Here is a 24,994-nt window from a genome sequence, read left to right on the forward strand (position 1 = left end):
GCAATGGGCGAGAGAAACGAAACCCCGCGAGTTTAGGGTGGGTGTCAGCAGGCCAACGCCAGGCGTTGCCAAACCCCGTGGGCAAGCGCCCAGCCCGATGCGGCGACCAGTCCCAGGCCCGCGAGCCGAAGCGCCGGAGACGCGTCACCGACGCGGCGCGGCAGGCGCGCCAGCCAGACCGGTGCGACCGTGAGGCCCAAGGTGCTCGTGACGGCAAACGCCGCCATCGCCAGCCCACCGTCCAGCGGCGAGTTGGACAGCGCAGCCAGCAGCAGCGCGGCATGCAGCAGCCCGCACGGCATGGCCACCCAGGCCAGGCCTGTCGCGAAACTGCGCCCCGGCGTCGGGCGCCAGCGTGCGTTCGCCAGCCACACCGGCACGCGGCCGCGCAAGACGAGGCTCAGGCCCAGCACGAGCAAGGCAGCCTGCAGCAACGCCCACAGCGGCTGCAGCACCGCGGCGCCCTGGGACATCTGGGCCAGCACCTGGGCTGCTGCCGCAGCGACCACGCCCGCCACGCTGTAGCCGACGAGCCGGCCTGCCAGCAGCCGCGACTGCTGGCGCCAGCCTCGTGCGACAAGCGCGCAGGGCGTGCTGCACATCAGCGCGCAATGCGGCGCCGCCGCCAGGCCCATCAACGCGGCCGAGCCGATCAGCGCGGCATGCAGCCCCATCAGATGATCTTCGAGAAGCGCTCGCGGCTCGCGTCGGCCTGCAGGTAGCGGTCGAACACCAGCGCCACGGCGCGCACGAAGTACCAACCCAACGGCGTGACCTGAATGGCACCCGGCTCCAGCACGATGAGGCCTTGCTCGGCGAGTGGCACCAAGCGCTCGAGCTCGGTGGCGAAATAGCTCGGCACGTCGACGAGGTAGGACGCTGCGATGGATTCGAACTCCACGCGGCCCTGGCACATCAAGGCCATGATGACGGCGCGGCGCAGCAGGTCATCGCGCGTCAGCGCCAGGCCGCGCTGCACGGGCAGTTGACGCTGGGCGAGCGCGTCCTGGTACTCCTCGGTCGTCTTCGCGTTCTGCGCATAGGTGGCGCCCACGCGACTGATGGCGGACACGCCCAGGCCGACGAGGTCGCAGTCCGGCTGCGTCGAATAGCCTTGGAAGCCGCGGTGCAGCAAGCCCTGGCGCTTGGCGACGGCGAGCGGGTCGTCGGGCAGCGCGAAGTGGTCCATGCCAATGTAGGTGTAGCCCTCGCCCAGCAGCGCGCTGATGGCGCCCGACAGCATGGCCAGCTTGTCGCCGGCCGGCGGCAGCAGCTCGGCCGCGATGCGCCGCTGCGGCTTGAAGCGCTGCGGCAGGTGGGCGTAGGCATACATCGCGATGCGGTCCGGCCGCAGCTCGGCGACCTGCGCGATGGTGCGGGCAAAGGAGGCAGGCGTCTGCAACGGCAGCCCGTAGATCAGGTCGACGCTGGTCGATCCAAAGCCCAGCTCGCGGGCCTGCGCCATCAGCGCAGCCACCTGCGCAAAGGGCTGCACGCGGTGCACGGCCTTTTGCACGGCGACGTCGAAGTCCTGCACACCGAAGGACAAGCGGTTGAAGCCCAACAGGCGCAGATGCGACAGGCGCTGCAGGTCCACCGTGCGCGGGTCCACCTCGATGGACAACTCGGCGCCCGGCAGCAGCCTGAAGCGCCGGCGCAGCTCGGTCATCAGCGTGCCCAGTTCCGCGTCGGACAGGAAGGTGGGCGAGCCGCCACCCAGGTGCAGTTGCGACACCGGCGCGGTGCCGCCCAGGGCGTACGCCACCAGGTCCATCTCCACCGTCAACGCGGCCAGGTAGGGTGCGGCGCGCTCGTGGTGCTTGGTGATGATCTTGTTGCAGGCGCAGTAGTAGCAGAGCTGCTCGCAGAACGGGATGTGCACGTACACGGATAGCGGCTGCGCCGTGCCGCGCTGGCGCAGCGCCTGCAGGTGCTGGGCACCCTGGTGCGCCTCGACCAAGCGGTCAGCCGTCGGGTAGGACGTGTAGCGCGGCCCGGCCACGTCGTGGCGGCGGAGCAGGTCGGCGTCGAGGAAGCGGTCGGATACGGCAGCCATGGCGCCACTGTGCCGACGCCGGCGCCGGACAGCCTTGATCCAGGTCAAGGCCGCCGCGGGTCGCCTGGCCAAGAATGCAATTCATGCTCACCCCCCTGCCCCGCGCGATGCACCTGCCGACAACGCCCGACATGCCCGCGTCACCCGCTCCCAAGGCGATCGAACCGCTCAAGGTCGCCTGCGCGAGCTGCAACCTGCGCGAGCTGTGCCTGCCGGTGGGTCTGAACGCCAGCGAACTGGGCCAGCTCGACGGCTTGGTGAACAAGCGCCGCAGCGTGCCGCGTGGCGACCACCTGTTCCGCAACGGCGAACGCTTCGAGGCGCTGTACGCGGTGCGGACCGGCTTCTTCAAGACCTGCGTCGGCAGCGAGGACGGGCGCGACCAGGTCACGGGCTTCCAGATGGCCGGCGAGCTGCTGGGCCTGGACGGCATCAGCAGCGACCACCACCACTGCGACGCGGTCGCGCTGGAAGACTCGTCGGTCTGCGTCATCCCCTACACGCAGCTGGAGCAGCTGTCGCGCGAGTTCACCGGCCTGCAGCACCAGTTCCACAAGATCATGAGCCGCGAGATCGTGCGCGACCACGGCGTCATGCTGCTGCTCGGCAACATGCGCGCCGAGGAACGACTGGCCGCCTTCCTGCTGAACCTCACGCAACGTCTGCAGGCCCGCGGCTTCTCGGCGTCCAGCCTGGTGCTGCGCATGACGCGCGAGGAGATCGGCAGCTACCTGGGCCTGAAGCTGGAGACCGTCAGCCGCACCTTCTCCAGGTTCCAGGAGGACGGTCTGATGGAGGTCAAGCAGCGCCAGCTGCGCATCCTCGACCAGCCCGGGCTGCAGGCCATCGTCAACAACAGCCGCTGCTAGCGGCCCGTCGGCACTGCCGAAGCGCCGCCAGATGCAACAAGGCCTCGCGGGGGCACGCGAGGCCTTGGTGCGAGGCCCGTCAGGTAGGCCTCAGTACTGCAACGAGGGTCAGCCGACCTTGATCTCGTTGCGCACTTCCTTCACGCCCGGCACGGCTTGCACGAGCTTGATGGCTTTCTGGGCCAGTTCGGCGCTGGGCGCTGCACCCTTGACAACGATGACGCCGGCGCTGGTGCTGCTGACGGTCAACGGCAGGGCTTGCAGATCCTTGTCCTGCTGCAGCACCGCGGCGGCCTGGCTGGCCACGGCGGCATCGCCGGTCTGCGCCTGGGCGACCTGCTCGGCAGGTGCCGTCGCGGGGGTGGCGGCCGGGTCGGCAGCGAACGAGGCAGAGGCGGCGGTCGCCATCAGGGCAGCGGACAGCAGTCGGACGAGGGTAGATGTTTGCATGCAGATCTCCTGAAAGTGCTTGAATCAACGCGATGCCGGGTGGCACCACAACCAGGCTTAGCGCAAGGGCTGTGCCAGTTCGTGATTTGCCAGTTGGATCAAGCACTTAGCCATCACCACGTGGTCTAACTGGCGAGTGACACCCACAGACAAGCGGGTTTTTGTCGCCAGCCGGCGACAACCTCAGGCGCCATCCGCCTAAGTGCTTGATTCACCTGACACTTTTTTGTCGCCAGGATCGGACGCCGAAGCTAGGGGGTCGCCCTCGGCACGGAACAGTTGCGGGTCCAGCCCGTGCTTTTGCATCAGGCGATAGAACTCCGTGCGGTTGCGGTCGGCCAGCCGCGCGGCTTCGGCGACATGGCCCGACGTGAGCTTGAGCAGTTGGTTCAGGTAGTCGCGCTCGAAGCGCTGCTTGGCGTGCTGGTAGTTCAGCACTTCGGCCGACGGCATCTGCAGCGCGCGCTGCACCTGCGCGAGTGGCACCAGCGGCGCGGTGGCCAGCACGCAGACCTGCTCGACGACGTTGTAGAGCTGGCGTGCGTTGCCGGGCCAGGGCGCCGTGACCAGTGCCTCCAGCGCGTCGGGCGCAAAGCCTTTGACCGATTTGCGATGCCGCTCGGCCAGCGTCTGCAGGAAGTGCTGGGCCAGCAGCGCGATGTCCTCGCGCCGCTCGGACAGCGGCGGCAGTTGCAGCTTGACGACGTTGAGCCGGTAGTAGAGGTCGGGGCGGAACTGGCCCTCGGCCATCGCCAGTTCCAGGTCGCGGTGCGTGGCCGACAGTACGCGCACGTCCACCGCCAGCGCCTCGTTGCTGCCCACCGGCCGCACCACCCGCTCCTGCAGCACGCGCAGCAGCTTGACCTGCAGCGCCAGCGGCATGTCGCCGATCTCGTCCAGGAACACCGTGCCGCCCTGCGCCGCAGGGATCAGGCCCTGGCGCTGCGCCTGCGCGCCGGTGAAGGCGCCCTTCACGTGACCGAAGAGTTCCGACTCCAGCAGCGCCTCCGGGATGGCCGCGCAGTTCACCGCGATGAACGGCTTGGCCGCGCGCGGGCTGGCCTTGTGGAGGGCGCGTGCCAGCAACTCCTTGCCCGTGCCGCTGTCGCCGCAGATCAGCACGCTCGCATCGGTGGCGGCCACCAGCCGCGCCTCGGCCAGCACCTCGGCCATGCGCGGGCTTCGGCTGATGATCTCGCTGCGCCAGCTGCCGTCGCCGTCGAACGGCGCGGGCCCGGGCGCATTGACCAGCAGCGCCTGGTTGATCTTCTCCATCAGCTCCTTGCCGTCGAAGGGCTTGGTCAGGTAGGCGTAGGCACCGCGCGTGGTGGCTTCGACGGCGTCGGGGATGTTGCCGTGCGCGGTCAGCAGGATGACGGGCAGCGACGGGTGGCGCCGGCGCACCTCGTCGAACAGCGCCAGGCCGTCCAGGCCCGGCAGCCGAACGTCGGTGATGACCAGCGCCGGCAGCTTGACGGCCAGGTGGGCCAGCGCGGCCTCGGCGCTGGACACGGCCTGCACCGCATGGCCGGCGGCGCTCAGGCGCATCGTCATCAGGCGCAGCAGGTCGGCGTCGTCGTCCACCAGCAGGATTGCGGCTTGCGTCTTCATCGGTGCCTCCTTCAACGCGGCGCGTTGATCGGTTTGGCCGGCAGCGTCTGCTCGATGGCCTTGAGCGCTTCCAGCTTCTCGTTGAGCTGGTCGTTGCGACGCTGGCTGTCGCGCAGCTGCTGGCTCAGCTTGTCGACGCTGTCCTGCAGCCGCCGCTGCTCGGCCAGGCGGGCCGCCAGCAGCCCGGCCAGCGGCTTGAGCTGCTCGGCCTGCGGATCGGTGCCGGCGTTGACGATGTCCAGCTGCGCCGCGGCCTGCAGCAGCTCGGCGCTGCTGCGGCCCTGGCTCAGCGCCAAGGCCTTGCGCATGGCCTGCACGGCGGCGCCGCTGGAGGCCTCGGCGATGGGCGTCAGCTCGGGCGTGGTGCGCGTGCGCAGCTCGGTCGCGTAGGCCAGCGCGGCCTTCAGCTCGTCGGTCTGCGGTGGTGGCGGCGCGGGCGGCTCGGGGCAGACCGGCGCGGGCGGCGGCGGCGCCGGTTCGGGCGCCGGGGTCGGTGTCTGGCAGGCCGTCAGCGTGGCCGCCAGCCACAGCAGCAGGCCCATCTCAAGCAGTCTTCGATGACGTTTCATGGGGAATCTCGATGCGGAAATGGGCGCCGCGTTCGCTGGGCAGCAGCCGGCAGTTGCCGCCATGCGCCTGCACGATCTCGCGCACGATGGACAGGCCGATGCCGCTGCCGCGGCGTGCGCCGGGCGCCTGGTTACGGCCTTGATAGAAGGGGTCGAAGATGCGCTCCACATCCTCGGCCGCGACGCCCGGACCGGCGTCGATGCAGTCAACCCGGACGCTGGCCGCGTCGCGTCGCAGCGCCAGCGTGACGACACCGCCAGGCGGGCTGAAGCGCACCGCGTTGGCCAGCAGGTTGGCCAGCACGATGGCCAGCTTGTCGCCGTCGACCACCGCGGTGCACTCGGCGGCATCGAGCTGCACCTGCAGCCCGCGCGTCTGCCACAGCAGGCGCTGGTCGTCCACGACGCGCGCCAGCAGCGCCTTCAGGTCGACGGCGCGACGCTGCAGCTGCTGCGAGTCGGACGCCAGCGTCTGGTAGCGCAGCAAGTCCTCGATCTGGCCCTGCAGCGCGGCGCTGTTGTCGCCCAGGATGCGCACGATCTCGCCCTGGTCCGGCGTCAGCGGCCCGGCGACGCCGTCGCGCAGCAGCGCCGCACCTTCGCGGATGGAGGCCATGGGCGTCTTCAGCTCGTGCGAGATGTGGCGCACGAAGCGCGTCTTGTCGGACTCCAGCGTCGCCAAGCGCTGGCGCAACCACTCCAGCTGCCGCCCGAGCCGGCGCAGGTCGGCCGGGCCGCGCACCTCCACGGGCTCGTCAAAGCGGTTGTCGCCCAGCCGGCCGATGGCCGCCTCCACATGGGCCAGCGGCCGCAGCAGCCAGTGGCCGAAGCCCAGCGCCAGCAGGACCGCCAGCGCGATCGCGCCCAGCACCTGCGCGCTGATGAGGCGGCGCTGCTGCTCCAGCTCGGCCAGCACCGCGTCGCTGCGCCGGTCCATGGCCTGCTGGCTTTGCACCGTCAGCGTCTCGTTGAGGCTGTGCAGGCGCGCGAACACCGGCGTCAGCCGCCGCAGCGCCGCCTGGCGGAAGCGTGCCGGGCCTGGGTTCTGCAGCACCTCCCAGGCGGCCTGCGCCTGCGCGGCCCACTCGGCAAAGACCGGCGGCGACGCAGGCTCCGTGAGCAGGCCGGTCAGCGCCGCCTGCGTCGCCTGAGCATCCAGCCAGGCGGCCTGGAAGCGCTCGCGCAGGCTGGCGTCGTCCAGCACCAGGAACTGCCGCGCGCTGCGCTCCATCGCCACCGTGCGCTCCGCCAGCCGCTGCACCTGCGCCGTCAGCGCGGCCGCGGCCTGCGAGGCCTCGCGCCCCTGCAGCGCCACATGCTCCAGCGCCAGCATGGCCTGCGCCGCCGCGCCGCCCAGCAAGGCGGTGATCAGCAGGAAGGCCGCCAGCAGGCACTGGTGGAAGGACAGGCCGCGCAGCCCGCCGGCACGCGAGCGCTGCCAGGCCGAGTTGGTGGCAGGCGCAGGCGTCGAGGCAATGGCAAGGGCGGTGGGGGGCATCTTGGGCGCCGCATCCTAGGTGCGTCGTCCGCGCGCTTCGCAGCCACAGGATTCGCCTTTGCATCACGATGCAACAGCGCCACCACCATCCGAAAACCACGTCATGCTGCGGCGCAGCAAAGCAGGCGTAGCATGGCGCCATGCGTCCCCAAGTTCTCATCGTCGGCTGCGGTTTCGGCGGCCTGGAGGCGGCGCGGGCCCTGCGCTCAGCCGATGTCGACATCACCGTCGTCGACAAGACCAACCACCACCTGTTCCAGCCCCTGCTCTACCAGGTGGCCACGGCCGGCCTGTCGGCACCGTCCATCGCGGCGCCGATACGCCACCTGTTCCGGCGACAGCGCAACGTGACGACGCTGCTGGGCGAGGTCGTCGCCCTCGACGACGCCGCGCAGACGGTCACGCTGAAGGATGGCGCGACGCTGCGCTGGGACCACCTCATCGTCGCTGCCGGCGCCACGCACAGCTACTTCGGCCGCGACGACTGGGCCGTTCACGCGCCGGGGCTGAAGACGCTGGACGACGCGTTCGAGATCCGCCGCCGTGTGCTGATGGCCTTCGAGGCCGCCGAGCGCGATGACGACCCGGCCCGGCGCGCGGCGCTGATGCAGTTCGTCGTCGTGGGCGGCGGGCCCACCGGCGTGGAGCTGGCCGGCACGCTGGCCGAGATCGCGCGGCACACGCTGCCGGGCGAGTTCCGCCGCATCGACCCGCGCCAGGCCAAGGTGCTGCTGGTGGAAGGCAGCCCGCGCGTGCTGCAGGCCATGCCGGAGCCCTTGAGCGAACGGGCGCGCGAGCAACTCACCGAACTCGGTGTGGACGTGCGCCTGAACGCGCGCGTGACCGGCATCGACGGCCAGGGGCTGGACATCACGACGGCCGCCGGCCCCGAGCGCCTGCACAGCCGCTGCGTCGTCTGGGCCGCCGGCGTGGCCGCGTCACCGCTGGGCCGCGCGCTGGCCGACGCGACCGGCTGCACGCTGGACCGCGCCGGCCGCGTGGTCGTCGAACCCGACCTGAGCGTGAAGGGCCACCCGCGCATCCAGGTCATCGGCGACCTGGCAGCCGCGCAGAGCCATGTGCGCGGCCGTGACCCGAGGCCCGTGCCCGGCGTGTCGCCCGGCGCCAAGCAAATGGGCCGCTGCGCGGCGGCCAACATCCAGCGCCACCTGCGCGGCGAGCACACCCTGCCCTTCCGCTACAGCGACTACGGCAACCTCGCCACCATCGGCCGCCACAGCGCGGTCGTGGACCTGGGCACGCCAGCGGGTGCGCTGCGCTTCTCGGGCTATGCGGCCTGGCTGTTCTGGCTGTTCGCCCACGTCTACTTCCTGATCGGTTTCCGCAACCGCTTCGTCGTGCTGCTGGACTGGGCCTGGGCCTACTGGACGCACGATCGCAACGCGCGCGTCGTGGCCAGCGGCGCCCCTGGCGTCAGCGAGGCCAGCCCGGTGATCGCCGCTGCGGCGTCGGCTCGTCCGCCGGCAGGTTGACCAGCAGCAGCGCCAGGCTCGCGGCCAGCGCAATGACGCCCCAGAAGATCAGGAAGCTGACGGTGTAGATCGCCTGCGCGGACAGGTCCACCGGCGCCGCGCCGAACCAGCGCAGCTCGTGCGGGTCGACGACCGCGAACACCAGCGCCTCCAGCACACCCGCCGACAGAAACGACGACCAGGCCACTGCCATCGCAGAACGGGCGATGCGCGAGGGGCCGGGCTGGCCGGTCACTGCTTGGCTCCGGCGGTGCTGGGGGCGCCGGTCGCCGCGTGGTTGCGCGCGGTCAGCGCCGGCACGTCGTCGGCCGCCTGCGTGCTGCCCTGGCGCAGCACCAGCGGCGGGTCGGGGTGGCGCAGCGTCAGCGTCACCGTGACGATGCTGGCCAGCATCACGGAGACCGGGCCGGCGATGACGAGCCAGACCATGGGCTCGCGCCAGGGAGAAGCGGTCTTTTCGGGTGTGGGCATCGTGAATCTCCCGCCGCTCAGCGCGGCACGACGAAGGTGGATTTCTCGGCGACGCTGTCGCCGGCATCGCTGCGGATCAGCCAGCGCACCGGCTGGGCGCCGGCCTTCAGCTGCGGCAGGGCTTCGGGCGGCAGGCGCAGCGCGACGGTGACCCAGCGCGCCTCCGCCGGCCCCAGCGTGACGCTGGTGGCGCGGCTGAGCTTGAGGCCGGGCAGGCCGTCGGCCTCGATGGTGAGCTGCTGCTGCGCCTCGGTCGCGTTCATCAGCTGCAGCCGGTAGAGGTTCTCGATCCAGCCGTCCTCGACCTGGCGGGCCAGCGTCGCGCGGTCGCGCACGACGTCGACGCGGAAGGCATGCCGCGTCATCAGGCTGTAGAGCACGCCGGTGCTCAGCGCCAGCAGCAGGCTGCCGTAGATCAGCACGCGCGGCCGGAAGATGCGGCGCCAGCGCTGCGCACGCGTGACCTGGCGGGCCATGCCGTTCTCGGTGTCGTAGCGGATCAGGCCGCGCGGCGTGCCCATCTTGTCCATCACGCCGTCGCAGACGTCGATGCAGGCGGCGCAGCTGATGCACTCGTACTGCAGGCCGTTGCGGATGTCGATGCCGGTCGGGCAGACCTGCACGCACAGGTGGCAGTCGATGCAGTCGCCCACGGTGGCGCTGCGCTCGCTCCTGTCACCGCCCTTCTTGCCGCGCTCGGCGTTGCGGCCGCGCGGCTCGCCGCGGATGGGGTCGTAGCTGACGATCAGCGTGTCGTGGTCGAACATCGCGCTCTGGAAGCGCGCATAGGGGCACATGTACTTGCAGACCTGCTCGCGCATGAAGCCCGCGTTGCCGTAGGTGGCGAAGCCGTAGAACAGCACCCAAAAGGCTTCCCACGGGCCCAGCGCGAACGTCATCAGCTCGCGGATGGGCGTGAAGTAGCCGACGAAGCTGAAGCCCGTGAACAGCGCCAACGCCACCCAGCTGAGCTGCTTGCCGCCCTTGCGCCACAGCTTGTCCCAGGACCAGGGCGACTTGTCCAGCCGCAGCCGCGCATTGCGGTCACCCTCGAACCAGCGCTCGATGAGCACGAACAGCTCGGTGTAGACGGTCTGCGGGCAGGCGTAGCCGCACCAGACGCGGCCCGCCACGGCCGTGAACAGGAACAGGCCGTAGGCCGAGACCAGCAGCAGCGCCGTCAGGTAGACGAAGTCCTGCGGGTACAGCACCAGCCCGAACACGTAGAAGCGCCGTGCGGCGAGGTCGAACAGCACGGCGGGGCGGTCGCCCCAGCTCAGCCAGGGCAGGCCGTAGAACACCGCCTGGGTCAGCGCGACGAAGACCCAGCGCAGCCGTGCGTAGAAGCCGTCCACCGAGCGCGGGTGGATCTTGTCTTCGGACTTGTAGAGCCGGATGACGGCTTCGGAATCGGCCATGGGTGCTTAGTTCGAGAGTCCCCACACGTAGGCGGCCAGCACGCGGATCTGTTCGGGGGTGAGGCGCTCGCCGTGGGCGGGCATCTGGTTGTGCTTGCCGCCGTTGATCATGGCGACCACCGCCGCCTCGCCCCAACCGTGCAGCCAGACCTTGTCGGACAGGTTGGGCGCGCCCAGTGCCGGGTTGCCCTTGCCGCCCACGCCGTGGCAGGCCGCGCAGGCGCTGAACTTGGGCTTGCCCAGCTGGGCGTAGAGCGGGTTGTGCGGGCTGTCCGACAGCGACAGCACGTAGTGCGCGACGTTGCGCACGTCCTCGCTGCTGCCCACCGCCGCGGCCATCACCGGCATGTTGCCTTCGCGGCCCAGCGTGATGGTCTCAGAGATGGTCTCGAAGCTGCCGCCCCACAGCCAGTCCTTGTCGGTCAGGTTGGGGAAGCCCTTGGAGCCCTTGGCGTCCGAGCCGTGGCATTGCGCACAGTTGTTGGCGAACAGCCGCTCGCCGATGGCGTGCGCCTTGGGGTCGCGCGCCAGTTGCTCGGGGGCCTGCGCGCTGAAGCCGGCGTAGACCGGCGCCATCGCCGCACGGGCCTGCGCCACGTCCTGCGCGTGCTCGCCCAGGCTGGTCCAGCCCAGCTTGCCGGCCACGCTGCCCAGGCCCGGGTACAGGGCCAGGTACAGGCCAGAGAACACGACCGTCAGCACGAACAGGCCCATCCACCACAGCGGCAGCGGGTTGTTCAGCTCGCGCAAGTCCTCGTCCCAGACGTGGCCGGTGGTGTTGTCGGCCGCCGAGGGCTGGCGGCGGCTGGCGATCAGCAGCAACACGATGCAGGCTGCGAGGCCCAGCACGGTGGCCGCGGCGACGAAGATGGACCAGCCGTCGTTGAAGAAGTCGCTCATTGCTCGTCCCCCAGCAGCGGCAGCTGGGCTGCGGCGTCGAAGTGGCCGCGCCAGGCCCACACGACGATGCCGATGAAGACCGCCAGCGACAGCAGCGTCACGGCGATGCGAAGTTCATTGATTCCCACGGGAAGCCTCCTTGGCCGATGCCGCCGCGGTGCCCAGCACCTGCAGGTAGGCGATGAGCGCGTCCAGCTCAGTCTTGCCGGCGGCGGCCTGGGACGCGCCCTGGACCTCGGCGTCGCTGTAAGGCGCGCCCAATGTGCGCAGTGCGCTCATCTTGGCGGGCAGCACGGCGGCGTTCACGGCCGACTCCGCCAGCCAGGGGTAGGCCGGCATGTTGGACTCCGGCACCAGGTCGCGCGGGTTGTTCAGGTGCAGGCGGTGCCAGTCGTCGCTGTACTTGCCGCCCACGCGATGCAGGTCGGGCCCGGTACGCTTGCTGCCCCACTGGAAGGGGCGGTCGTAGACGAATTCGCCGGCCTTGGAGTACTCGCCGTAGCGCAGCGTCTCGGCCAGCAGCGGGCGGATCATCTGCGAGTGGCAGTTGTAGCAGCCCTCACGCACATAGATGTCGCGGCCGGCGATCTGCAGCGCCGTGTAGGGCTTGAGGCCCGGTGCGGCCTGCGTCGTGGAGCGCTGGAAGAACAGCGGCACGATCTCGACGAAGCCGCCGACGAAGACCGTCAGCAGCACCAGCACGATCATCAGCAGGTTGCTGGTCTCGATGCGCTGGTGGCCGGTGTAGCGTTCAGTTTGTTGGCTCATGTCGGCTCCTTCAAGCGTGCGCCAGGACTTGGGGGATGCGCACGCGCTCGGGCTGCCCGGCCTGCATGGTCTTGACGACGTTCCAGGCCATCACCAGCATGCCGCTCAGGTACAGCAGGCCGCCGACCAGGCGGATCACGTAGAACGGCCAGGTCGCCTTCACGCTTTCCACGAAGGTGTAGACCAGCGTGCCGTCCGGGTTGACCGCGCGCCACATCAGGCCCTGCATGACGCCGGCAATCCACATCGCGGCGATGTAGAGCACGATGCCAATCGTCGCGATCCAGAAGTGCAGCTCGATGGCGCTCTTGGAGTACATCTCGGTGCGGCCGAACATGCGCGGGATCAGGTGGTACAGCGAGCCCATCGAGATCAGCCCCACCCAGCCCAGCGCGCCAGCGTGCACGTGGCCCACCGTCCAGTCGGTGTAGTGCGACAGCGCGTTGACCGTCTTGATCGACATCAGCGGCCCCTCGAAGGTGGCCATGCCGTAGAACGACAACGCGACGATGAGGAACTTCAGGATGGGGTCGTCGCGCAGCTTGTGCCAGGCGCCCGACAGCGTCATCACGCCGTTGATCATGCCGCCCCAGCTGGGCGCCAGCAGCACCAGGCTGAAGACCATGCCCACGCTCTGCGCCCAGTCCGGCAGTGCCGTGTAGTGCAGGTGGTGCGGGCCCGCCCACATGTAGGTGAAGATCAGCGCCCAGAAGTGGACGATGGACAGGCGGTAGCTGTAGACCGGCCGCTCGGCCTGCTTGGGGATGTAGTAGTACATCATCCCCAGGAAGCCCGCGGTCAGGAAGAAGCCCACCGCGTTATGCCCGTACCACCACTGCACCATCGCGTCCTGCACGCCGGCATAGGCGGAATAACTCTTCCAGAAGCTGACCGGCAGCACGGCGCCGTTGACGATGTGCAGCAGCGCGACGGCCAGGATGAAGCCGCCAAAGAACCAGTTGGCGACGTAGATGTGGCGGATCTTGCGGCGCCCCACGGTGCCGAAGAAGACGATGGCATAGGACACCCAGGCAATCGTGATCAGCACGCCGATGGGCCACTCCAGCTCGGCATATTCCTTGCCGCGCGTGATGCCCAGCGGCAGCGTGATGGCCGCCGCCACGATGACCGCCTGCCACGCCCAGAAGTGGAACCAGGCCAGCATCGGTGCGAACAGGCGCGTCTGCCCGGTGCGCTGCACGACGTGGTAGCTGGTCGCCATCAGCGTGCAGCCGCCGAACGCGAAGATGACCGCGTTGGTGTGCAACGGGCGCAGTCGCCCGTAGCTGAGCCAGGGAATGCCGAAGTTCAGATCGGGCCAGGCCAGCTGGGCCGCGATCAACACCCCCACGGCCATGCCCACCACGCCCCAGAGCACGGCGGCCAGCGCAAATGCGCGCACCGGCCCGTCCTCGTACACCGCCGCCGGAGCTACCGGGGCCTTTTCGTTCGCCATCGCGACTCCTTGGTCTGATGCGAACGATTCTTCGCGGGAGCGCCCTCAGCCGTCTTGATCCTCGTCAAGCAGGATGCGTTCGGCCTCAAGTTCGAAGCCTTCGAGCTGGCCGTTGTTCACGGCCCAGCCGAACACGGCCACGATCAGCAGCACCAGCACGACCGAGAACGGGATGAGCAGGTAGAGGATGTCCATCAGCGGTTCAGCCGTTGCGCGTTCAGGACCACGAAGAGGGAGCTGCTGGCCATGCCGATGCCCGCCGCCAGCGGGGGCAGCCAGCCGGCGAGCGCCAGCGGCACGCAGGCCAGGTTGTAGACCGCCGCCCAGCCGAGGTTCTGGCGCAGCACGCGGCGGGTCCGGTGCGCCAGGGCCAGCGCCTGCGGCAGCGCCATCAGCCGGTTGGACACCAGCAGCGCATCGGCCGCGCTGCGCGCCAGCATCGCGCCCTGCCCCATCGCGACGCGCACGTCGGCGGCCGCCAGCACCGGCGCATCATTGATGCCGTCGCCCACCATCAGCACGCGCTCGCCGCCGGCCTGCCAGCCGCGCAGCGCGGCCAGCTTGGACTCCGGTGTGGCGCCGGCCTGCCAGTGCACGATGCCCAGCGTCTGGGCCATGCGCTGGACGGCCGCGGGCTGGTCGCCCGACAGCAGCCGCACGCGCAGGCCGGCCGCGTGCAGCGCCGCGACGGCATCGGCCGCATCGGGGCGCGCGGCCTCGGTAAGGTCCAGCCACAGCACGCAGTCGCCACAGCCGAAGGCCAGCCGCGCGGCCGGGTCGGGCTGCTCGCTGACCCAGGCCGGCGCGCCCAGGCGCCACAGCCGGCCCGTCGCGTCGCGGGCCTCGATGCCGCGGCCCGCCAGCTCGCGCACCTGCGTCCAGACGCCCGCCTCGCCGCCATCGGCCAGCGCGCGGGCATGGGGGTGGCGCGACAAGGCCGCGAGGCTGCGTGCGACGGCCAGCAAGGCGTCGGCCTCGGCGCCTCGGGCCGCGTCGGTCCACCAGCGGCTCAGCTGCAGGCGGTCTTCGCTGAGCGTGCCGGTCTTGTCGAAGACGACGGTGTCGACCGCGCACAGCCGCTCCAACGCCGACAGGTCGGCCAGCAGCAGGCCGCGCCGCGCCAGCGCGCCGCTGGCCGTCAGCCAGGCGGCGGGCGCAGCCAGCGTCAGCGCGCAGGGGCAGGTGACGATGAGCACGGCCACCGCCACGGCGACGGCACGCGAGGGGTCCAGCCACCACCAGGCCAGGCCTGCGGCCAGCGCCAGCAGCAGCACGCCGGCCGTGAAGCCGGCGGCGACGCGGTCCACCAGCCCGGAGGCCGGCGGCCGCTGGCTCTGTGCCTGCTGCATCAGGCGGACGATGCCCTGGGCCGTCGTGTCCGCGCCCACGCGTTGCACGCCGATGACCAGCGGGGCGTCGACATTGATGCTGCCGGCGACGACCGCATCGCCCACCGCCTTGGCCACCGGCGCGGATTCGCCGGTCAGCAAGGCCTCGTTGACCCAGCCCTGCCCCGCCAGCACGCAGCCGTCCGCCGCAAAAGCCTCGCCGGCGGCGACGCGGATGCGGTCGCCCACGCCCAGGCTCTCGGGCGCCACGCGCTCGCTGCTGCCGTCGTCGCGCAGCCGCTCGGCCACCGAGGGCAGCGCGCCGGCCACGGCCTCCAGCGCCTCGGCCGCGCGGTGACGCGCGCCCAGCTCGAACCAACGCGCCAGCAGCAGCAGCGCGATGAACATCGTCAGAGAATCGAAGTAGACGTCGCCGCCCAGCGGCCCGCCGGGGTCGAACAGCGCGCCGGTGCTGGCCACGAACGTGACCGCGATGCCCAGCGCCACCGGCACGTCCATGCCCAGCCGATGGGCGCGCAGCTGGCGCCAGGCGCCGCTGAAGAACGGCCCCGCGGCGAAGGCCATCACCGGCAGCGTCAGCACCCAGCTGCCCCAGCGCAGCAGGCGGTCCAGGTCGGGCGCCAGCTCGCCGGCGTCCGCCACATAGGCGGGCGTCGCGAGCATCATGACCTGCATCATCAGGAAGCCGGCGACGAACAGCCGCCACAAGGCCTGGCGGCGCTCCTGCCGGCGCAACTCGCGCGCGGGTGCGGCCACGTCGGGTGTCGCGCGGTAGCCGGCCGCCTGCAGCGCACCGAACACGTCGGCCAGCGCGACCTGCGCGGGTTGCCAGTGCAGCGCCAGGCGCGCCGAGGCGGCATTCACGCGGGCGGCCGCCACGCCGGGCAGCTTCAGCAAGGCCTGCTCGATGAGCCCCGCGCAGGCGCCGCAGTGCATGCCGGCCACCTGGAACTGCGACAGCGCCACGCCGCCCGGGCCGTCGGGCCAGGTCGTGAAAGGGGCGAGAAGGCGCGCATCGGCATCGGCCGTGCGCAAGCCAGGGGGTGCAGCGCTCACGCCGCGAATCTAGGGTGCGAGCCGCTCTGCGGCCATGATCTGCGTCAAGCGGCGCGCGGCTCGTGGGCAAGAGTCGGCCGGGTCGGGAATACGTCTTGCATGCGCCCAGGGCCTCCGTTCAGCTTTTCTGGAGGCCTCGCCATGTCGGATCTGTCAGAGCCCATCGGCACGTCGCCCACGACGTTCTCTCACGTGAAGCCGGGCGACACGCCCTGGCGCAGCGACGGCTTGCGGGACTTCTTCCTGTACCGGGACCTGGGCATCGCCGAGGCGACGGGCGGGCGCGTCATTGCGCACCTTGTGAAGGCGAACATGGCCCCTGAAAAGGGCACGGGATGGCACCGCCATGAGGCGGACTTCCAGATCGTGCTGATGACCAAGGGCTGGGCCAAGTTCATGTACGGCGACCAGGAGACGCTGGTCCAGGCCGGTGACTGCGTGCACCAGCGTCCGGGCATCGTGCATTACCTGTTCGACTACTCGCCGGACATGGAGTACCTGGAGATCGTGTCGCCGGCGGACTTCAAGTCCATCGACATGCCGGCCCCCTGCGATGTCCCTGTCCCGGCGCCCTGGGTGTAACGGCTTGGGCGTGGCTCGGCGTTCGGCTTGCGGGCGACTGAGGTGATGGCGACTTAGAAATCCATGTCGAGGAGCTCGATCTCCTCAGGTTCCAGCTGGGCATCGGCGATCCATGCCTTCATCTCCGGCATCGCCAGGATGGTGTCGCAGAAGGCTGCGCAGGCGGGAGGCAGCGCCACGTCGTAGGTCTTGAAGCGGGTCGTCACCGGTGCGAAGAAGGCTTCGGCAGCGCAGCGCTTCTTGCCGAACAGGAAGGGCCCGCCATAGGTGTCCAGGCAGTCGCTCCAGATTTCGACGATGCGCTCGATGTCGGGCTTGGCGCCGTTCCAGATCTTGTGCTTGGGGAAGCGTCCCTTCAGGTTCATCGGCAGCGCCGCGCGCAGGTTGGCGAAGCCGGAGTTCATCTCGCCGCAGATGGCGCGGGCGTGGGCGCGCGCGACACGGTCCGCGGGCCACAGGCCGGCCTTGGGAAACAGCTCGTTCAGATACTCGGCAATGGCCATGTTGTTCCAGACCGTGACCCCCTCGTGGCGCAGGCAGGGCACGCGGATGGACGGCGCCAGCAGCAGCAGCTCCTTGCGGGCGTCTTCGTCGTCGGGCGACACCATGACCTCCTCGAAGGCCAGGCCGGCAAAGCGCGCCAGCAGCCAGCCGCGCAGCGACCAGGAGGAGTAGTTCTTGCTGCTCAGCGTCAGCGTGGCCGCGGGAACGACGGCGGCCCTGCTGGACTTGCGGACCGCAGTTCGGGTCGGCGTGGCGACTGGCATGGACGTCTCCTGGCGGTGTATGCCCCAGGACGACGCAAGCCCCATGCCATGCTGGCGCGCTCCTTGCGTCATCAAGTTCACCCCGGCCTTGCAGGAGCAGCCATGTACCCCGCCTACCAGGCCCACGCCGACCTGCTGTGGCCGCTGCGTGCGGCGATGCGCCTGTCCCTGCCCTTCCTGCAAGACCCCAGCATCGCCGACAGCGGCTGGCTGCCGGCGCGCCAGATGGCGGCGGCCGGCCAGGTGTTCGAGCTGGCCCAGGTCACGCACACGCGCCCGCCGTGGCGCATCACCGAGGCCAGCAACGGCAGCGAACACTGGCCCGTGACCGAGGAGGCCGTGCTGACCACGCCCTTCGCGACGCTGCTGCGCTTTCGCCGTGAAGGCGCGCCGGCCTCGCCCAAGGTGCTGGTCGTGGCGCCGATGTCCGGGCACTTCGCGACGCTGCTGCGCGACACGGCACGCACGCTGCTGCAAGACCACGACGTCTACATCACCGATTGGCACAACGTGCGCGACGTGCCGCTGTCCGCCGGCCGCTTCGGGCTGGACGAGTACACCCAGCACCTGATCGACTTCCTGGCCGCCATGGGCCCCGGCGCCAACGTCGTGGCCGTCTGCCAACCCTGCGTCAGCGCGCTGGCGGCCGTCGCGCTGATGGCCGAGGACGACCACCCGGCCACGCCGGCCAGCCTGACGCTGATGGCCGGCCCCATCGACTGCCGCGTCAGTCCCACAGAGGTCAACAAGCTGGCCACCGGCAAGCCCATCGAATGGTTCCGCAAAAACCTGATCAGCCACGTGCCCTGGCGCCACAAAGGGGCCGGGCGGCGCGTCTACCCGGGCTTCGTGCAGTTGTCGGCCTTCATGAGCATGAACCAGGACCGGCACGCCAACGCCTTCAAGGACTACTACAAGCACCTCGTCAACGACGAGTTCGACAAGGCCGAGGTGACGCGGCTGTTCTACGAGGAATACATGGCCGTGGCCGACCTGGCGGCGGACTTCTACCTGGAGACCGTGGAACGCGTCTTTCAGACCTTCGACCTGCCGCGCGGCGAGCTGATGTTCAAGGGCCGCCGCGTGAACCCGGCGGCCATCCGCCGCACCGCGCTGCTGACCGTGGAGGGCGAGCGCGACGACATCTGCGCCGTGGGTCAGACGCTGGCCGCGCAGGACCTGGCCAGCAGCCTGAAGCTGTACCTGCGCACGCACTACATCCAGCCCAACGTGGGCCACTACGGCGTGTTCAGCGGGCGGCGCTGGCAGCACCAGGTCTATCCGCTGGTGCGGCATGTCATCGCGGTGTCGCAGTAAGCCGCTCGTCCCCTCGCACGCCGCTGAACGCGGGCGCAGGCCGGCTTGGCAGCGGCCCGGCGCTAGGCCCTAAGGGTTCAGGGTTGACCATGAAAAAGGCCGGCATCGGCCGGCCTTTGCCTACGGGAGGAACCGATCAGGCGAAGTTGGCTTCCGCGAACGACCAGTTGACCAAGTTCGACAGGAAGGTCTCGACGAACTTGGGGCGCAGGTTGCGGTAGTCGATGTAGTAAGCGTGTTCCCACACGTCGACGGTCAGCAGCGCCTTGTCGGCGGTCGTCAGCGGCGTGCCGGCGGCACCGGTGTTGACGATGTCGACGGAGCCGTCCGGCTTCTTGACCAGCCAGGTCCAGCCCGAACCGAAGTTGCCGACGGCGCTCTTGACGAAGGCTTCCTTGAAGGCGGCATAGCTGCCCCACTTGGCGTTGATGGCATCAGCCAGCGCGCCGCTGGGCTCGCCACCGCCCTGCGGCTTCATGCAGTTCCAGAAGAAGGTGTGGTTCCAGATCTGGGCCGAGTTGTTGTAGATGCCGCCGGAGCTCTTCTTGATGATCTCTTCGAGCGTCAGGCTTTCGAACTCGGTGCCCTTTTGCAGGTTGTTCAGGTTCACCACATAGGCGTTGTGATGCTTGCCGTGGTGGAACTCGAGGGTCTCCTTGCTGTAGTGCGGGGCCAGCGAGTCGATCGGGTAAGGCAGCGGGGGCAGCGTGTGTTCCATCGTGGAGTCCTCAAGTGTTGGGGGGAAGGGAAACCGAAAGATTGTAGGGAGCGGGGATCACCCTTGCGGCAAAGGCCGTACCCGCAGGATTTGCAGGTCGGCGCTGCCGTCGGCCAGCACGGCGCGTACCTCGTGGCCAGGCTGCAGCGCCTGCACCGAGGTGATCGCGCCGCCCWGGCCGTCGTCCAGCCAGGCATAGCCGCGCGCCAGCACATGCTGAGGGTCCAGCGCCAGCAGCCGGGCCTGCAAGCCGTCCAGCCGCACCGACTGGCGGCGCAGGACATCCTGGCCCGCTCGCTCGCGGCGCTCGGCCAGGTGGGCGAGTCGCTGGCGCTGCAACTCGACACGCCGGCCCGGCGCCACGGCGGCGCGCTGGGCCAGCAGCTCCAGCACGCGGCGCTGGCGGGCCAGTGCATCACTGGGCCGCGACAGGCGCAGTGCGATGCGGTCCAGCCGCTGGCCCAGCGACTGCAGGCGCTGCTCTGTGCGCAGTGTCAGGCCCCGCTCCAGGCTGGCAAGCATCTGCAGCAGCGCCGCGCGCGCCGGTGCCGCCAGTTCGGCCGCGGCCGTGGGCGTGGGTGCGCGCAGGTCGGCGGCCAGGTCGCACAGCGTCACATCGGTCTCGTGCCCGACGCCGCAGACGATGGGCAGCCCCGACGACGCCACCGCGCGCACGACGCGCTCGTCGTTGAAGGCCCACAAGTCCTCCAGCGAGCCACCGCCGCGCACCAGCAGCAGCAAGTCCACCTCGGCCCGCTCGTTGGCGATGCGCAATGCGTTGACCAGCGCCGCTGGCGCCTCGGCACCCTGCACCAGGCTGGGGTAGACGACCACCTCGACCTGCGGCGCGCGGCGGGCCAGTGCCGTCAGCACGTCGTGCAGCGCGGCGCCGGCCGTGGACGTGACGACGCCGATACGCCGCGGCAATGTCGGCAGCGGCCGCTTGGCGTCCTCGTCGAACAGCCCCTCGGCCGCCAGCCGGGCCCGCAGCTTCAGGAACTGCTCGTACAGCGTGCCGGCGCCGGCACGGCGCATGGCCTCGACGACGAACTGCAGCTCGCCACGCGGCTCGTAGACGGCCACGCGGCCACGCAGCTCGACCAGCGCGCCGTCGGCCGGCGTGAAGTCCAGCATTGCCGCCGCGCGCCGGAACATCGCGCAGCGCAGGCTGGCGGCCTGACCGTCGGCGTCCTTCAGCCCGAAGTAGCAGTGGCCGCTGGCCGCCCGCGTGAAGCCGGCGATCTCGCCGCCGACGACGACCACCGAGAAGCGTTCGGCCAGGCTCTGGCTGACCGCCTCCAGCAGACCGGCCACGCCCCAGACACGACGGCCGGATGCGGCTTCGCGGCCATCAATCACGCGCAAACCCAATGCCGGCGCGGGCCGGGAAGTCCACAGCCGCGCCAATACTGGGCTGGCGGGCCATTTCGGCTCATTTCACCTGTCACGGTGCCGTCATGAGCACATAAGACGTTGTTTTTCAATTCGAATTCCGCTGCTCAAACTTGAGGCAATTTGTCCAAGGCCTTGATTTGACGGCCTCTGCCGGCCAGCGCACCCGGCTTGCCCACAAAGTTATCCACAGCAACGGTGGATTGTGAGAACGCTTTCGCGCCGTGGAGTTGCCGGTGGCGCCGTGCAAGGCCGGGCCATAATCCCGCGCACTTTCCCGGCCGCCCGCGGCCGCTTTTTTCGACGGGGACGCCCTTGTTTTCGATCATACAAGCCGCCGGCTGGCCGATCTGGCCCTTGCTCCTGTGCTCCGTGGTGGCCCTGGCGCTGATCATCGAACGCTTGTCCAGCCTGCGCGCCAGCCGCATCCTGCCGCCGCGGCTGCTGGAAGACGTGCTCAACGTCAGCGCCCAGCAACTGCCCGCGCCCGACATGGTCGACCGTCTGGCCGAGAACTCGCTGCTGGGTGAGGTGCTGGCCTCCGGCCTGCGGGCCGTCACCGCCGAGCCGCAGATGCCCGAAGGCAAGCTGCGCCTGGTGTTCGAGTTCGCCGGACGCCGCGCTGTGCACCAGCTCGAGCGCTACATGAACACGCTGGGCACCATCGCCACGGCCGCGCCGCTGCTGGGCCTGATGGGCACGGTGGTGGGCATGATCGAGATCTTCGGCAGCCAGACGCCCGGCGGCGGCAATCCCGCCCAGCTGGCACACGGCATCTCCATCGCGCTCTACAACACGGCCTTCGGCCTGATGATCGCCATCCCCTCGCTGATGTTCTACCGCTACTTCCGCGGCCGCATCGAGGAGTACGTGCTCGAGCTCGAAGCCGCCGCCGACCGCCTGCTGGGCCAGCTGCGCCGCTACACGGCCTGAGCCCGGGGAGGATCACGCGATGCGCTTCCGCCCCCCGCACCGAGAGCCACCGGAGATCAACCTGATCCCCTTCATCGACGTGCTGCTGGTGATCCTGATCTTCCTGATGCTGTCGACGACGTATTCCAAGTTCACCGAGCTGCAGATCACGCTGCCGTCGGCTGACGCGGAGAAGTTGAAGGACCGGCCGCAGGAGGTCATCGTCGGCATCGCCGCCGACGGCCGCTTCGTCATCAACCGCCAGCCGGTGGAAGGCCGCTCGGTGGACATCCTGATCGGCGCGCTGCGCCAGGCGTCCGGCGGCAACGCCGAGGCGTCGCTGATCATCTCGGCCGATGCGGCCACGCCGCACCAGGCCGTGATCAACGTGATGGACGCCGCGCGCCGCGTGGGCCTGACGCGTGTCACCTTCGCCGCGCAGACCGACGCTCGCTGATCTCCTGCAGCAGCAGTGGCTGACCGGCGGGCCGCTGTCGGTCGCGTTGCTGCCGCTGAGCTGGGTCTACCGCGCGCTGCTGGCGTTGCGCAGCCTGGCCTACCGCAGCGGCCTGAAGCGCGTGCAAGCGCTGCCCGTACCGGTCATCGTCGTCGGCAACTGGATCGTCGGCGGCGCCGGCAAGACACCCACGACGCTGGCGCTGCTGGAACTGCTGCGTGAACGTGGCTTGCGCGCCGGTGTCGTCTCGCGCGGCTATGGGCGCGAGGGTGACGGCGTTCGCCTGGTCACGCGCGTGTCGACGGCGGGCGAGGTCGGTGACGAGCCGCTGCTGATCCACCTGCGCGGCCAGGTGCCTGTGGCCGTCGGCCGTGACCGCGTCGCGGCGGCGCGCGCGCTGCTGGCGGCCGAGCCGGGACTGCAATTGCTGGTCAGCGACGACGGGCTGCAGCACTGGCGGCTGCCACGGCGCCTGAGCCTGCTGGTGTTCGACGAGCGCGGCCTGGGCAACGGCCGGCTGCTGCCGGCCGGGCCGCTGCGCCAGCCGCCGAGCATGCCAACGGCCGACCAACTGGTCATCTACAACGCGGCTGCGCCCAGCACCGCCCTGCCCGGCTTTGTCGCCGCGCGCCGCCTGGCCGGTGCCGTTTCGCTGGCCGAGTGGTGGGCCGGTCGGCCCGCCCGCATGGCCACGCTGCTGGCACTGCGCGACCGGCCGGGGCTGCTGGCCGTCGCCGGCGTCGCACGGCCGCGGCGCTTCTTCGACATGCTGGCCGACCTGGGGCTGCGCGTGGACACGCTGGCACTGCCCGACCATGCCGACTTCGCGGCGCTGCCCTGGGGGCCCGACGTGGCCGGCGTCGTGCTGACCGAAAAGGACGCCGTGAAGCTGCCGCCCGGGCGCGTCGGCACCCTGCCCGTCTGGGTCGTGGCGCTAGACTTCTCGCCCGGTGCCGGCTTCGAGGCGGCGCTGGACGCCCAACTGCAAAAACTCCCCCTGCCCGCCCGATGGACCAACGCCTGATCGAAATGCTCGTCTGCCCGCTGTGCAAGGGGCCGCTGACGCTGCTGCGCGACGGTGAACTGCCGGCGCTGGCCTGCCGCGCAGACCGCCTGGCCTTCCCCATCCGTGACGGCATTCCGCTGATGCTGGAGAGCGAGGCCAAGCCCTGGGACCCGGACGCCGTCAGCGCCCCGGTCCCGCTGGCACCGTGAGCTTCACGGTCATCATTCCGGCGCGCCTGGCGTCGACCCGGCTGCCGAACAAGCCGCTGGCGGACATCGCCGGCCTGCCGATGATCGTGCGCGTGGCGCGCCGCGCGGCCGAGTCGGCTGCCAGCCAGGTTGTCGTGGCGACCGACGCGCCCGAGGTCGCTGCCGCCTGCGCCGCGCACGGCGTGCGCGCGCTGATGACGCGCGCCGACCATCCCTCCGGCAGCGATCGCCTGGCCGAGGCCGTCGAGCAGCTTGGGTTGGCGGACGATGCCGCCGTGGTCAACGTGCAAGGCGACGAGCCACTGATCGCCCCGAGCATGATCGACGCCTGCGCCGCGACGCTGGCAGCGCAGCCCGATTGCGTGATGGCCACCGTCGCCCACGCGCTGACCGACCCTTCCGAGTTCGCGAACCCGAATGTCGTCAAGCTGGTCACCGACAAGGCCGGCCGGGCGCTGTATTTCTCGCGCGCACCCATCGCCTGGTGGCGCGACGGCGCCGGCCAGCCCAACCAGGCGCTGCGCCATGTGGGCCTGTACGCCTACCGCGCCGGCTTCCTGCGCCGCTTCCCGACGCTGTCGGTCAGCCCGCTGGAGCAGATCGAGTCGCTGGAGCAGCTGCGTGTCCTGTGGCACGGTGAGCGCATCGCCGTGCACATCAGCATGGAGCGCCCAGGCCCCGGCGTTGACACACCCGAGGATCTGGAACGCGTGCGGCGCTTGCTGGGCGGCTGAACGGGCCGCGGGCGTCAGGCCTGCGAAAGTCCGCATGCGATACTCGACCGCTGACCTGAAGCGGGACTTTTTTAACGTCCCCTTCATGCACGAATAGGACGAGGAGACCCATGCGACTGATCCTTCTGGGCGCGCCCGGCGCCGGCAAAGGCACCCAAGCTGCCTTCATCTGCAAGCAATTCGGCATTCCGCAGATCTCCACCGGCGACATGCTGCGTGCCGCCGTCAAGGCCGGCACGCCGCTGGGCCTGAAGGCCGACGCGGTGATGAAGTCCGGTGCCCTCGTCAGCGACGACCTGATCATTGCGCTCGTCAAGGAACGCATCGCCCAGCCGGACTGCGCCACCGGCTTCCTGTTCGACGGCTTCCCCCGCACCATTCCGCAGGCCGACGCGATGAAGGCGGCCGGCGTGAAGCTGGACTACGTGCTGGAGATCGACGTGCCCTTCGAGGCCATCATCGAGCGCATGAGCGGCCGCCGCTCCCACCCCGCGTCGGGTCGCACCTATCACGTCAAGTTCAACCCGCCCAAGGTGGAAGGCAAGGACGACGAGACCGGCGAAGACCTCGTGCAGCGCCCCGACGACGAGGAAACCACCGTCAAGAAGCGCCTGGACGTCTACTCCGCCCAGACCCGCCCGCTGGTCGACTACTACTCGCAATGGGCCGCCACCGGCGACGCCAATGCGCCCAAGTACCGCCGCATCGAAGGCATGGGCTCGGTCGACGACATCACGCGCAGGGCGCTGGCCGCGCTGGCCTGAGTCGTTTCACTCCCGGACAAAGCCGCGGCGCCTCAGGCCCCGCGGCTTTTTTGTCGCTGCACCGTCCCAAGACAATGGCATCGCCTCGTGGGTGGGACTGCCGCGCCGCGGCGGGCTGAAGGGCTGGCTTTGTCGGCCACAATTGACGTTTACGTCAATCAACCCAGGAGCT

Annotated in this window: 28 protein-coding genes; 10 read left to right on the top strand and 18 right to left on the bottom strand. The window is 70.1% G+C overall.

Annotated features, from left to right (window positions below; genetic code table 11):
- Window positions 1-44 precede the first annotated feature (44 nt).
- On the bottom strand, window positions 45-674 hold the full coding sequence (locus tag AC1D29_RS23505) for an urease accessory protein UreH domain-containing protein (RefSeq protein WP_477902004.1): 630 nt from the start codon (window positions 672-674) through the stop codon (window positions 45-47).
- Window positions 674-2,056, bottom strand: coding sequence for an oxygen-independent coproporphyrinogen III oxidase (hemN, locus tag AC1D29_RS23510; RefSeq protein WP_477902006.1), 1,383 nt, complete (start codon window positions 2,054-2,056; stop codon window positions 674-676). The genes AC1D29_RS23505 and hemN overlap by 1 nt, the downstream gene beginning before the upstream one ends.
- Window positions 2,057-2,187: 131 nt before the next feature.
- Here hemN and fnr point away from each other — a divergent pair, with 131 nt between their 5' ends.
- Complete coding sequence (gene fnr / locus AC1D29_RS23515; RefSeq protein ID WP_477902259.1) at window positions 2,188-2,925, top strand: fumarate/nitrate reduction transcriptional regulator Fnr; 738 nt, start codon at window positions 2,188-2,190, stop codon at window positions 2,923-2,925.
- Between the two features lie 108 nt (window positions 2,926-3,033).
- Here the strand turns inward: fnr and AC1D29_RS23520 are convergent, their stop codons facing one another.
- The 4 genes from AC1D29_RS23520 to AC1D29_RS23535 all read right to left on the bottom strand — a co-directional run bounded on the left by AC1D29_RS23520 (window position 3,034) and on the right by AC1D29_RS23535 (window position 7,053).
- Window positions 3,034-3,375 (bottom strand): BON domain-containing protein, encoded by a 342-nt coding sequence (locus tag AC1D29_RS23520; protein WP_477902008.1) that lies wholly within the window; start codon window positions 3,373-3,375, stop codon window positions 3,034-3,036.
- Between the two features lie 198 nt (window positions 3,376-3,573).
- Window positions 3,574-4,986, bottom strand: a complete 1,413-nt coding sequence (locus AC1D29_RS23525) for a sigma 54-interacting transcriptional regulator (RefSeq protein WP_477902010.1) — start codon at window positions 4,984-4,986, stop codon at window positions 3,574-3,576.
- 11 nt (window positions 4,987-4,997) lie between these two features.
- Window positions 4,998-5,555 (bottom strand): hypothetical protein, encoded by a 558-nt coding sequence (locus AC1D29_RS23530; RefSeq protein WP_477902012.1) that lies wholly within the window; start codon window positions 5,553-5,555, stop codon window positions 4,998-5,000.
- Window positions 5,530-7,053, bottom strand: coding sequence for a sensor histidine kinase (locus AC1D29_RS23535; RefSeq protein WP_477902014.1), 1,524 nt, complete (start codon window positions 7,051-7,053; stop codon window positions 5,530-5,532). The genes AC1D29_RS23530 and AC1D29_RS23535 overlap by 26 nt, the downstream gene beginning before the upstream one ends.
- Window positions 7,054-7,193: 140 nt before the next feature.
- Between AC1D29_RS23535 and AC1D29_RS23540 the strand changes: the two genes are divergently transcribed.
- The gene (locus AC1D29_RS23540) at window positions 7,194-8,546 is read left to right on the top strand and encodes an NAD(P)/FAD-dependent oxidoreductase (RefSeq protein WP_477902016.1); all 1,353 of its coding nucleotides are present in this window, start codon (window positions 7,194-7,196) and stop codon (window positions 8,544-8,546) included.
- Here AC1D29_RS23540 and AC1D29_RS23545 read toward each other — a convergent pair.
- The 9 genes from AC1D29_RS23545 to AC1D29_RS23585 are packed head-to-tail and all read right to left on the bottom strand — an operon-like array spanning window position 8,488 to window position 15,964.
- Window positions 8,488-8,781 carry a hypothetical protein gene (locus tag AC1D29_RS23545; RefSeq protein ID WP_477902018.1) on the bottom strand — a complete coding sequence of 98 codons (294 nt, stop codon included), beginning with the start codon at window positions 8,779-8,781 and terminating at the stop codon, window positions 8,488-8,490. The genes AC1D29_RS23540 and AC1D29_RS23545 overlap by 59 nt on opposite strands.
- Window positions 8,778-9,017 carry a hypothetical protein gene (locus AC1D29_RS23550; RefSeq protein WP_477902020.1) on the bottom strand — a complete coding sequence of 80 codons (240 nt, stop codon included), beginning with the start codon at window positions 9,015-9,017 and terminating at the stop codon, window positions 8,778-8,780. The genes AC1D29_RS23545 and AC1D29_RS23550 overlap by 4 nt, the downstream gene beginning before the upstream one ends.
- A 17-nt stretch (window positions 9,018-9,034) precedes the next feature.
- Window positions 9,035-10,435, bottom strand: coding sequence for a cytochrome c oxidase accessory protein CcoG (gene ccoG, locus AC1D29_RS23555; RefSeq protein ID WP_477902022.1), 1,401 nt, complete (start codon window positions 10,433-10,435; stop codon window positions 9,035-9,037).
- 6 nt (window positions 10,436-10,441) lie between these two features.
- Entirely contained in the window at window positions 10,442-11,335 is an 894-nt protein-coding gene (gene ccoP / locus AC1D29_RS23560) for a cytochrome-c oxidase, cbb3-type subunit III (RefSeq protein ID WP_477902024.1), read from the bottom strand.
- Window positions 11,332-11,463, bottom strand: a complete 132-nt coding sequence (locus AC1D29_RS23565) for a cbb3-type cytochrome oxidase subunit 3 (protein WP_477902026.1) — start codon at window positions 11,461-11,463, stop codon at window positions 11,332-11,334. Before AC1D29_RS23565 ends, ccoP begins: the two co-directional genes overlap by 4 nt.
- A complete protein-coding gene (ccoO, locus tag AC1D29_RS23570; protein ID WP_477902028.1) occupies window positions 11,450-12,103 on the bottom strand; it encodes a cytochrome-c oxidase, cbb3-type subunit II in 654 nt (217 codons plus the stop codon). Before ccoO ends, AC1D29_RS23565 begins: the two co-directional genes overlap by 14 nt.
- A gap of 10 nt (window positions 12,104-12,113) precedes the next feature.
- The gene (gene ccoN, locus AC1D29_RS23575) at window positions 12,114-13,559 is read right to left on the bottom strand and encodes a cytochrome-c oxidase, cbb3-type subunit I (RefSeq protein ID WP_477902030.1); all 1,446 of its coding nucleotides are present in this window, start codon (window positions 13,557-13,559) and stop codon (window positions 12,114-12,116) included.
- Between the two features lie 45 nt (window positions 13,560-13,604).
- A complete protein-coding gene (gene ccoS / locus AC1D29_RS23580) occupies window positions 13,605-13,754 on the bottom strand; it encodes a cbb3-type cytochrome oxidase assembly protein CcoS (RefSeq protein ID WP_477902032.1) in 150 nt (49 codons plus the stop codon).
- Entirely contained in the window at window positions 13,754-15,964 is a 2,211-nt protein-coding gene (locus tag AC1D29_RS23585; protein ID WP_477902034.1) for a heavy metal translocating P-type ATPase, read from the bottom strand. Before AC1D29_RS23585 ends, ccoS begins: the two co-directional genes overlap by 1 nt.
- A gap of 141 nt (window positions 15,965-16,105) precedes the next feature.
- Between AC1D29_RS23585 and AC1D29_RS23590 the strand changes: the two genes are divergently transcribed.
- Complete coding sequence (locus AC1D29_RS23590) at window positions 16,106-16,546, top strand: cupin domain-containing protein (protein ID WP_477902036.1); 441 nt, start codon at window positions 16,106-16,108, stop codon at window positions 16,544-16,546.
- 53 nt (window positions 16,547-16,599) lie between these two features.
- On the opposite strand, the gene AC1D29_RS23595 is transcribed toward AC1D29_RS23590, so the two are convergent.
- On the bottom strand, window positions 16,600-17,313 hold the full coding sequence (locus tag AC1D29_RS23595) for a glutathione S-transferase family protein (RefSeq protein WP_477902038.1): 714 nt from the start codon (window positions 17,311-17,313) through the stop codon (window positions 16,600-16,602).
- A gap of 102 nt (window positions 17,314-17,415) precedes the next feature.
- Here AC1D29_RS23595 and AC1D29_RS23600 point away from each other — a divergent pair, with 102 nt between their 5' ends.
- Entirely contained in the window at window positions 17,416-18,630 is a 1,215-nt protein-coding gene (locus AC1D29_RS23600; protein WP_477902040.1) for a polyhydroxyalkanoate depolymerase, read from the top strand.
- 136 nt (window positions 18,631-18,766) lie between these two features.
- Here the strand turns inward: AC1D29_RS23600 and AC1D29_RS23605 are convergent, their stop codons facing one another.
- Together AC1D29_RS23605 and xseA are read right to left on the bottom strand one after the other, a co-directional pair.
- Window positions 18,767-19,348 carry a superoxide dismutase gene (locus AC1D29_RS23605; RefSeq protein ID WP_477902042.1) on the bottom strand — a complete coding sequence of 194 codons (582 nt, stop codon included), beginning with the start codon at window positions 19,346-19,348 and terminating at the stop codon, window positions 18,767-18,769.
- A 57-nt stretch (window positions 19,349-19,405) separates the two neighbouring features.
- Entirely contained in the window at window positions 19,406-20,707 is a 1,302-nt protein-coding gene (gene xseA, locus AC1D29_RS23610) for an exodeoxyribonuclease VII large subunit (protein ID WP_477902044.1), read from the bottom strand.
- Window positions 20,708-21,055: 348 nt separating this feature from the next.
- Here xseA and AC1D29_RS23615 point away from each other — a divergent pair, with 348 nt between their 5' ends.
- The 6 genes from AC1D29_RS23615 (at window position 21,056) to adk (ending at window position 24,822) form a co-directional block, all read left to right on the top strand.
- Window positions 21,056-21,673, top strand: coding sequence for a MotA/TolQ/ExbB proton channel family protein (locus AC1D29_RS23615; protein WP_477902046.1), 618 nt, complete (start codon window positions 21,056-21,058; stop codon window positions 21,671-21,673).
- Between the two features lie 19 nt (window positions 21,674-21,692).
- Window positions 21,693-22,109 carry an ExbD/TolR family protein gene (locus AC1D29_RS23620; protein ID WP_477902048.1) on the top strand — a complete coding sequence of 139 codons (417 nt, stop codon included), beginning with the start codon at window positions 21,693-21,695 and terminating at the stop codon, window positions 22,107-22,109.
- Window positions 22,075-23,133 carry a tetraacyldisaccharide 4'-kinase gene (gene lpxK / locus AC1D29_RS23625; RefSeq protein ID WP_477902050.1) on the top strand — a complete coding sequence of 353 codons (1,059 nt, stop codon included), beginning with the start codon at window positions 22,075-22,077 and terminating at the stop codon, window positions 23,131-23,133. The genes AC1D29_RS23620 and lpxK overlap by 35 nt, the downstream gene beginning before the upstream one ends.
- On the top strand, window positions 23,118-23,324 hold the full coding sequence (locus tag AC1D29_RS23630) for a Trm112 family protein (RefSeq protein ID WP_477902052.1): 207 nt from the start codon (window positions 23,118-23,120) through the stop codon (window positions 23,322-23,324). The genes lpxK and AC1D29_RS23630 overlap by 16 nt, the downstream gene beginning before the upstream one ends.
- Entirely contained in the window at window positions 23,321-24,058 is a 738-nt protein-coding gene (gene kdsB, locus AC1D29_RS23635; RefSeq protein WP_477902054.1) for a 3-deoxy-manno-octulosonate cytidylyltransferase, read from the top strand. Before AC1D29_RS23630 ends, kdsB begins: the two co-directional genes overlap by 4 nt.
- A 110-nt stretch (window positions 24,059-24,168) precedes the next feature.
- Window positions 24,169-24,822 (top strand): adenylate kinase, encoded by a 654-nt coding sequence (adk, locus tag AC1D29_RS23640; protein ID WP_477902056.1) that lies wholly within the window; start codon window positions 24,169-24,171, stop codon window positions 24,820-24,822.
- Window positions 24,823-24,994 lie beyond the last annotated feature (172 nt).

This window comes from Roseateles sp. P1_C6 (assembly GCF_056406315.1).

What these genes read in the sequence shown, in the direction of transcription:
- ccoP (WP_477902024.1), bottom strand. Translation starts at nt 11,335, where the DNA reads ATGAGCGACTTCTTCAACGACGGCTGGTCCATCTTCGTCGCCGCGGCC.
- AC1D29_RS23520 (WP_477902008.1), bottom strand. Translation starts at nt 3,375, where the DNA reads ATGCAAACATCTACCCTCGTCCGACTGCTGTCCGCTGCCCTGATGGCG.
- AC1D29_RS23535 (WP_477902014.1), bottom strand. Translation starts at nt 7,053, where the DNA reads ATGCCCCCCACCGCCCTTGCCATTGCCTCGACGCCTGCGCCTGCCACC.
- AC1D29_RS23605 (WP_477902042.1), bottom strand. Translation starts at nt 19,348, where the DNA reads ATGGAACACACGCTGCCCCCGCTGCCTTACCCGATCGACTCGCTGGCC.
- AC1D29_RS23600 (WP_477902040.1), top strand. Translation starts at nt 17,416, where the DNA reads ATGTACCCCGCCTACCAGGCCCACGCCGACCTGCTGTGGCCGCTGCGT.
- hemN (WP_477902006.1), bottom strand. Translation starts at nt 2,056, where the DNA reads ATGGCTGCCGTATCCGACCGCTTCCTCGACGCCGACCTGCTCCGCCGC.
- AC1D29_RS23505 (WP_477902004.1), bottom strand. Translation starts at nt 674, where the DNA reads ATGGGGCTGCATGCCGCGCTGATCGGCTCGGCCGCGTTGATGGGCCTG.
- ccoG (WP_477902022.1), bottom strand. Translation starts at nt 10,435, where the DNA reads ATGGCCGATTCCGAAGCCGTCATCCGGCTCTACAAGTCCGAAGACAAG.
- ccoO (WP_477902028.1), bottom strand. Translation starts at nt 12,103, where the DNA reads ATGAGCCAACAAACTGAACGCTACACCGGCCACCAGCGCATCGAGACC.
- AC1D29_RS23525 (WP_477902010.1), bottom strand. Translation starts at nt 4,986, where the DNA reads ATGAAGACGCAAGCCGCAATCCTGCTGGTGGACGACGACGCCGACCTG.
- ccoS (WP_477902032.1), bottom strand. Translation starts at nt 13,754, where the DNA reads ATGGACATCCTCTACCTGCTCATCCCGTTCTCGGTCGTGCTGGTGCTG.
- AC1D29_RS23630 (WP_477902052.1), top strand. Translation starts at nt 23,118, where the DNA reads ATGGACCAACGCCTGATCGAAATGCTCGTCTGCCCGCTGTGCAAGGGG.
- AC1D29_RS23620 (WP_477902048.1), top strand. Translation starts at nt 21,693, where the DNA reads ATGCGCTTCCGCCCCCCGCACCGAGAGCCACCGGAGATCAACCTGATC.
- AC1D29_RS23540 (WP_477902016.1), top strand. Translation starts at nt 7,194, where the DNA reads ATGCGTCCCCAAGTTCTCATCGTCGGCTGCGGTTTCGGCGGCCTGGAG.
- AC1D29_RS23590 (WP_477902036.1), top strand. Translation starts at nt 16,106, where the DNA reads ATGTCGGATCTGTCAGAGCCCATCGGCACGTCGCCCACGACGTTCTCT.
- AC1D29_RS23550 (WP_477902020.1), bottom strand. Translation starts at nt 9,017, where the DNA reads ATGCCCACACCCGAAAAGACCGCTTCTCCCTGGCGCGAGCCCATGGTC.
- adk (WP_477902056.1), top strand. Translation starts at nt 24,169, where the DNA reads ATGCGACTGATCCTTCTGGGCGCGCCCGGCGCCGGCAAAGGCACCCAA.
- ccoN (WP_477902030.1), bottom strand. Translation starts at nt 13,559, where the DNA reads ATGGCGAACGAAAAGGCCCCGGTAGCTCCGGCGGCGGTGTACGAGGAC.
- AC1D29_RS23595 (WP_477902038.1), bottom strand. Translation starts at nt 17,313, where the DNA reads ATGCCAGTCGCCACGCCGACCCGAACTGCGGTCCGCAAGTCCAGCAGG.
- fnr (WP_477902259.1), top strand. Translation starts at nt 2,188, where the DNA reads ATGCCCGCGTCACCCGCTCCCAAGGCGATCGAACCGCTCAAGGTCGCC.
- AC1D29_RS23530 (WP_477902012.1), bottom strand. Translation starts at nt 5,555, where the DNA reads ATGAAACGTCATCGAAGACTGCTTGAGATGGGCCTGCTGCTGTGGCTG.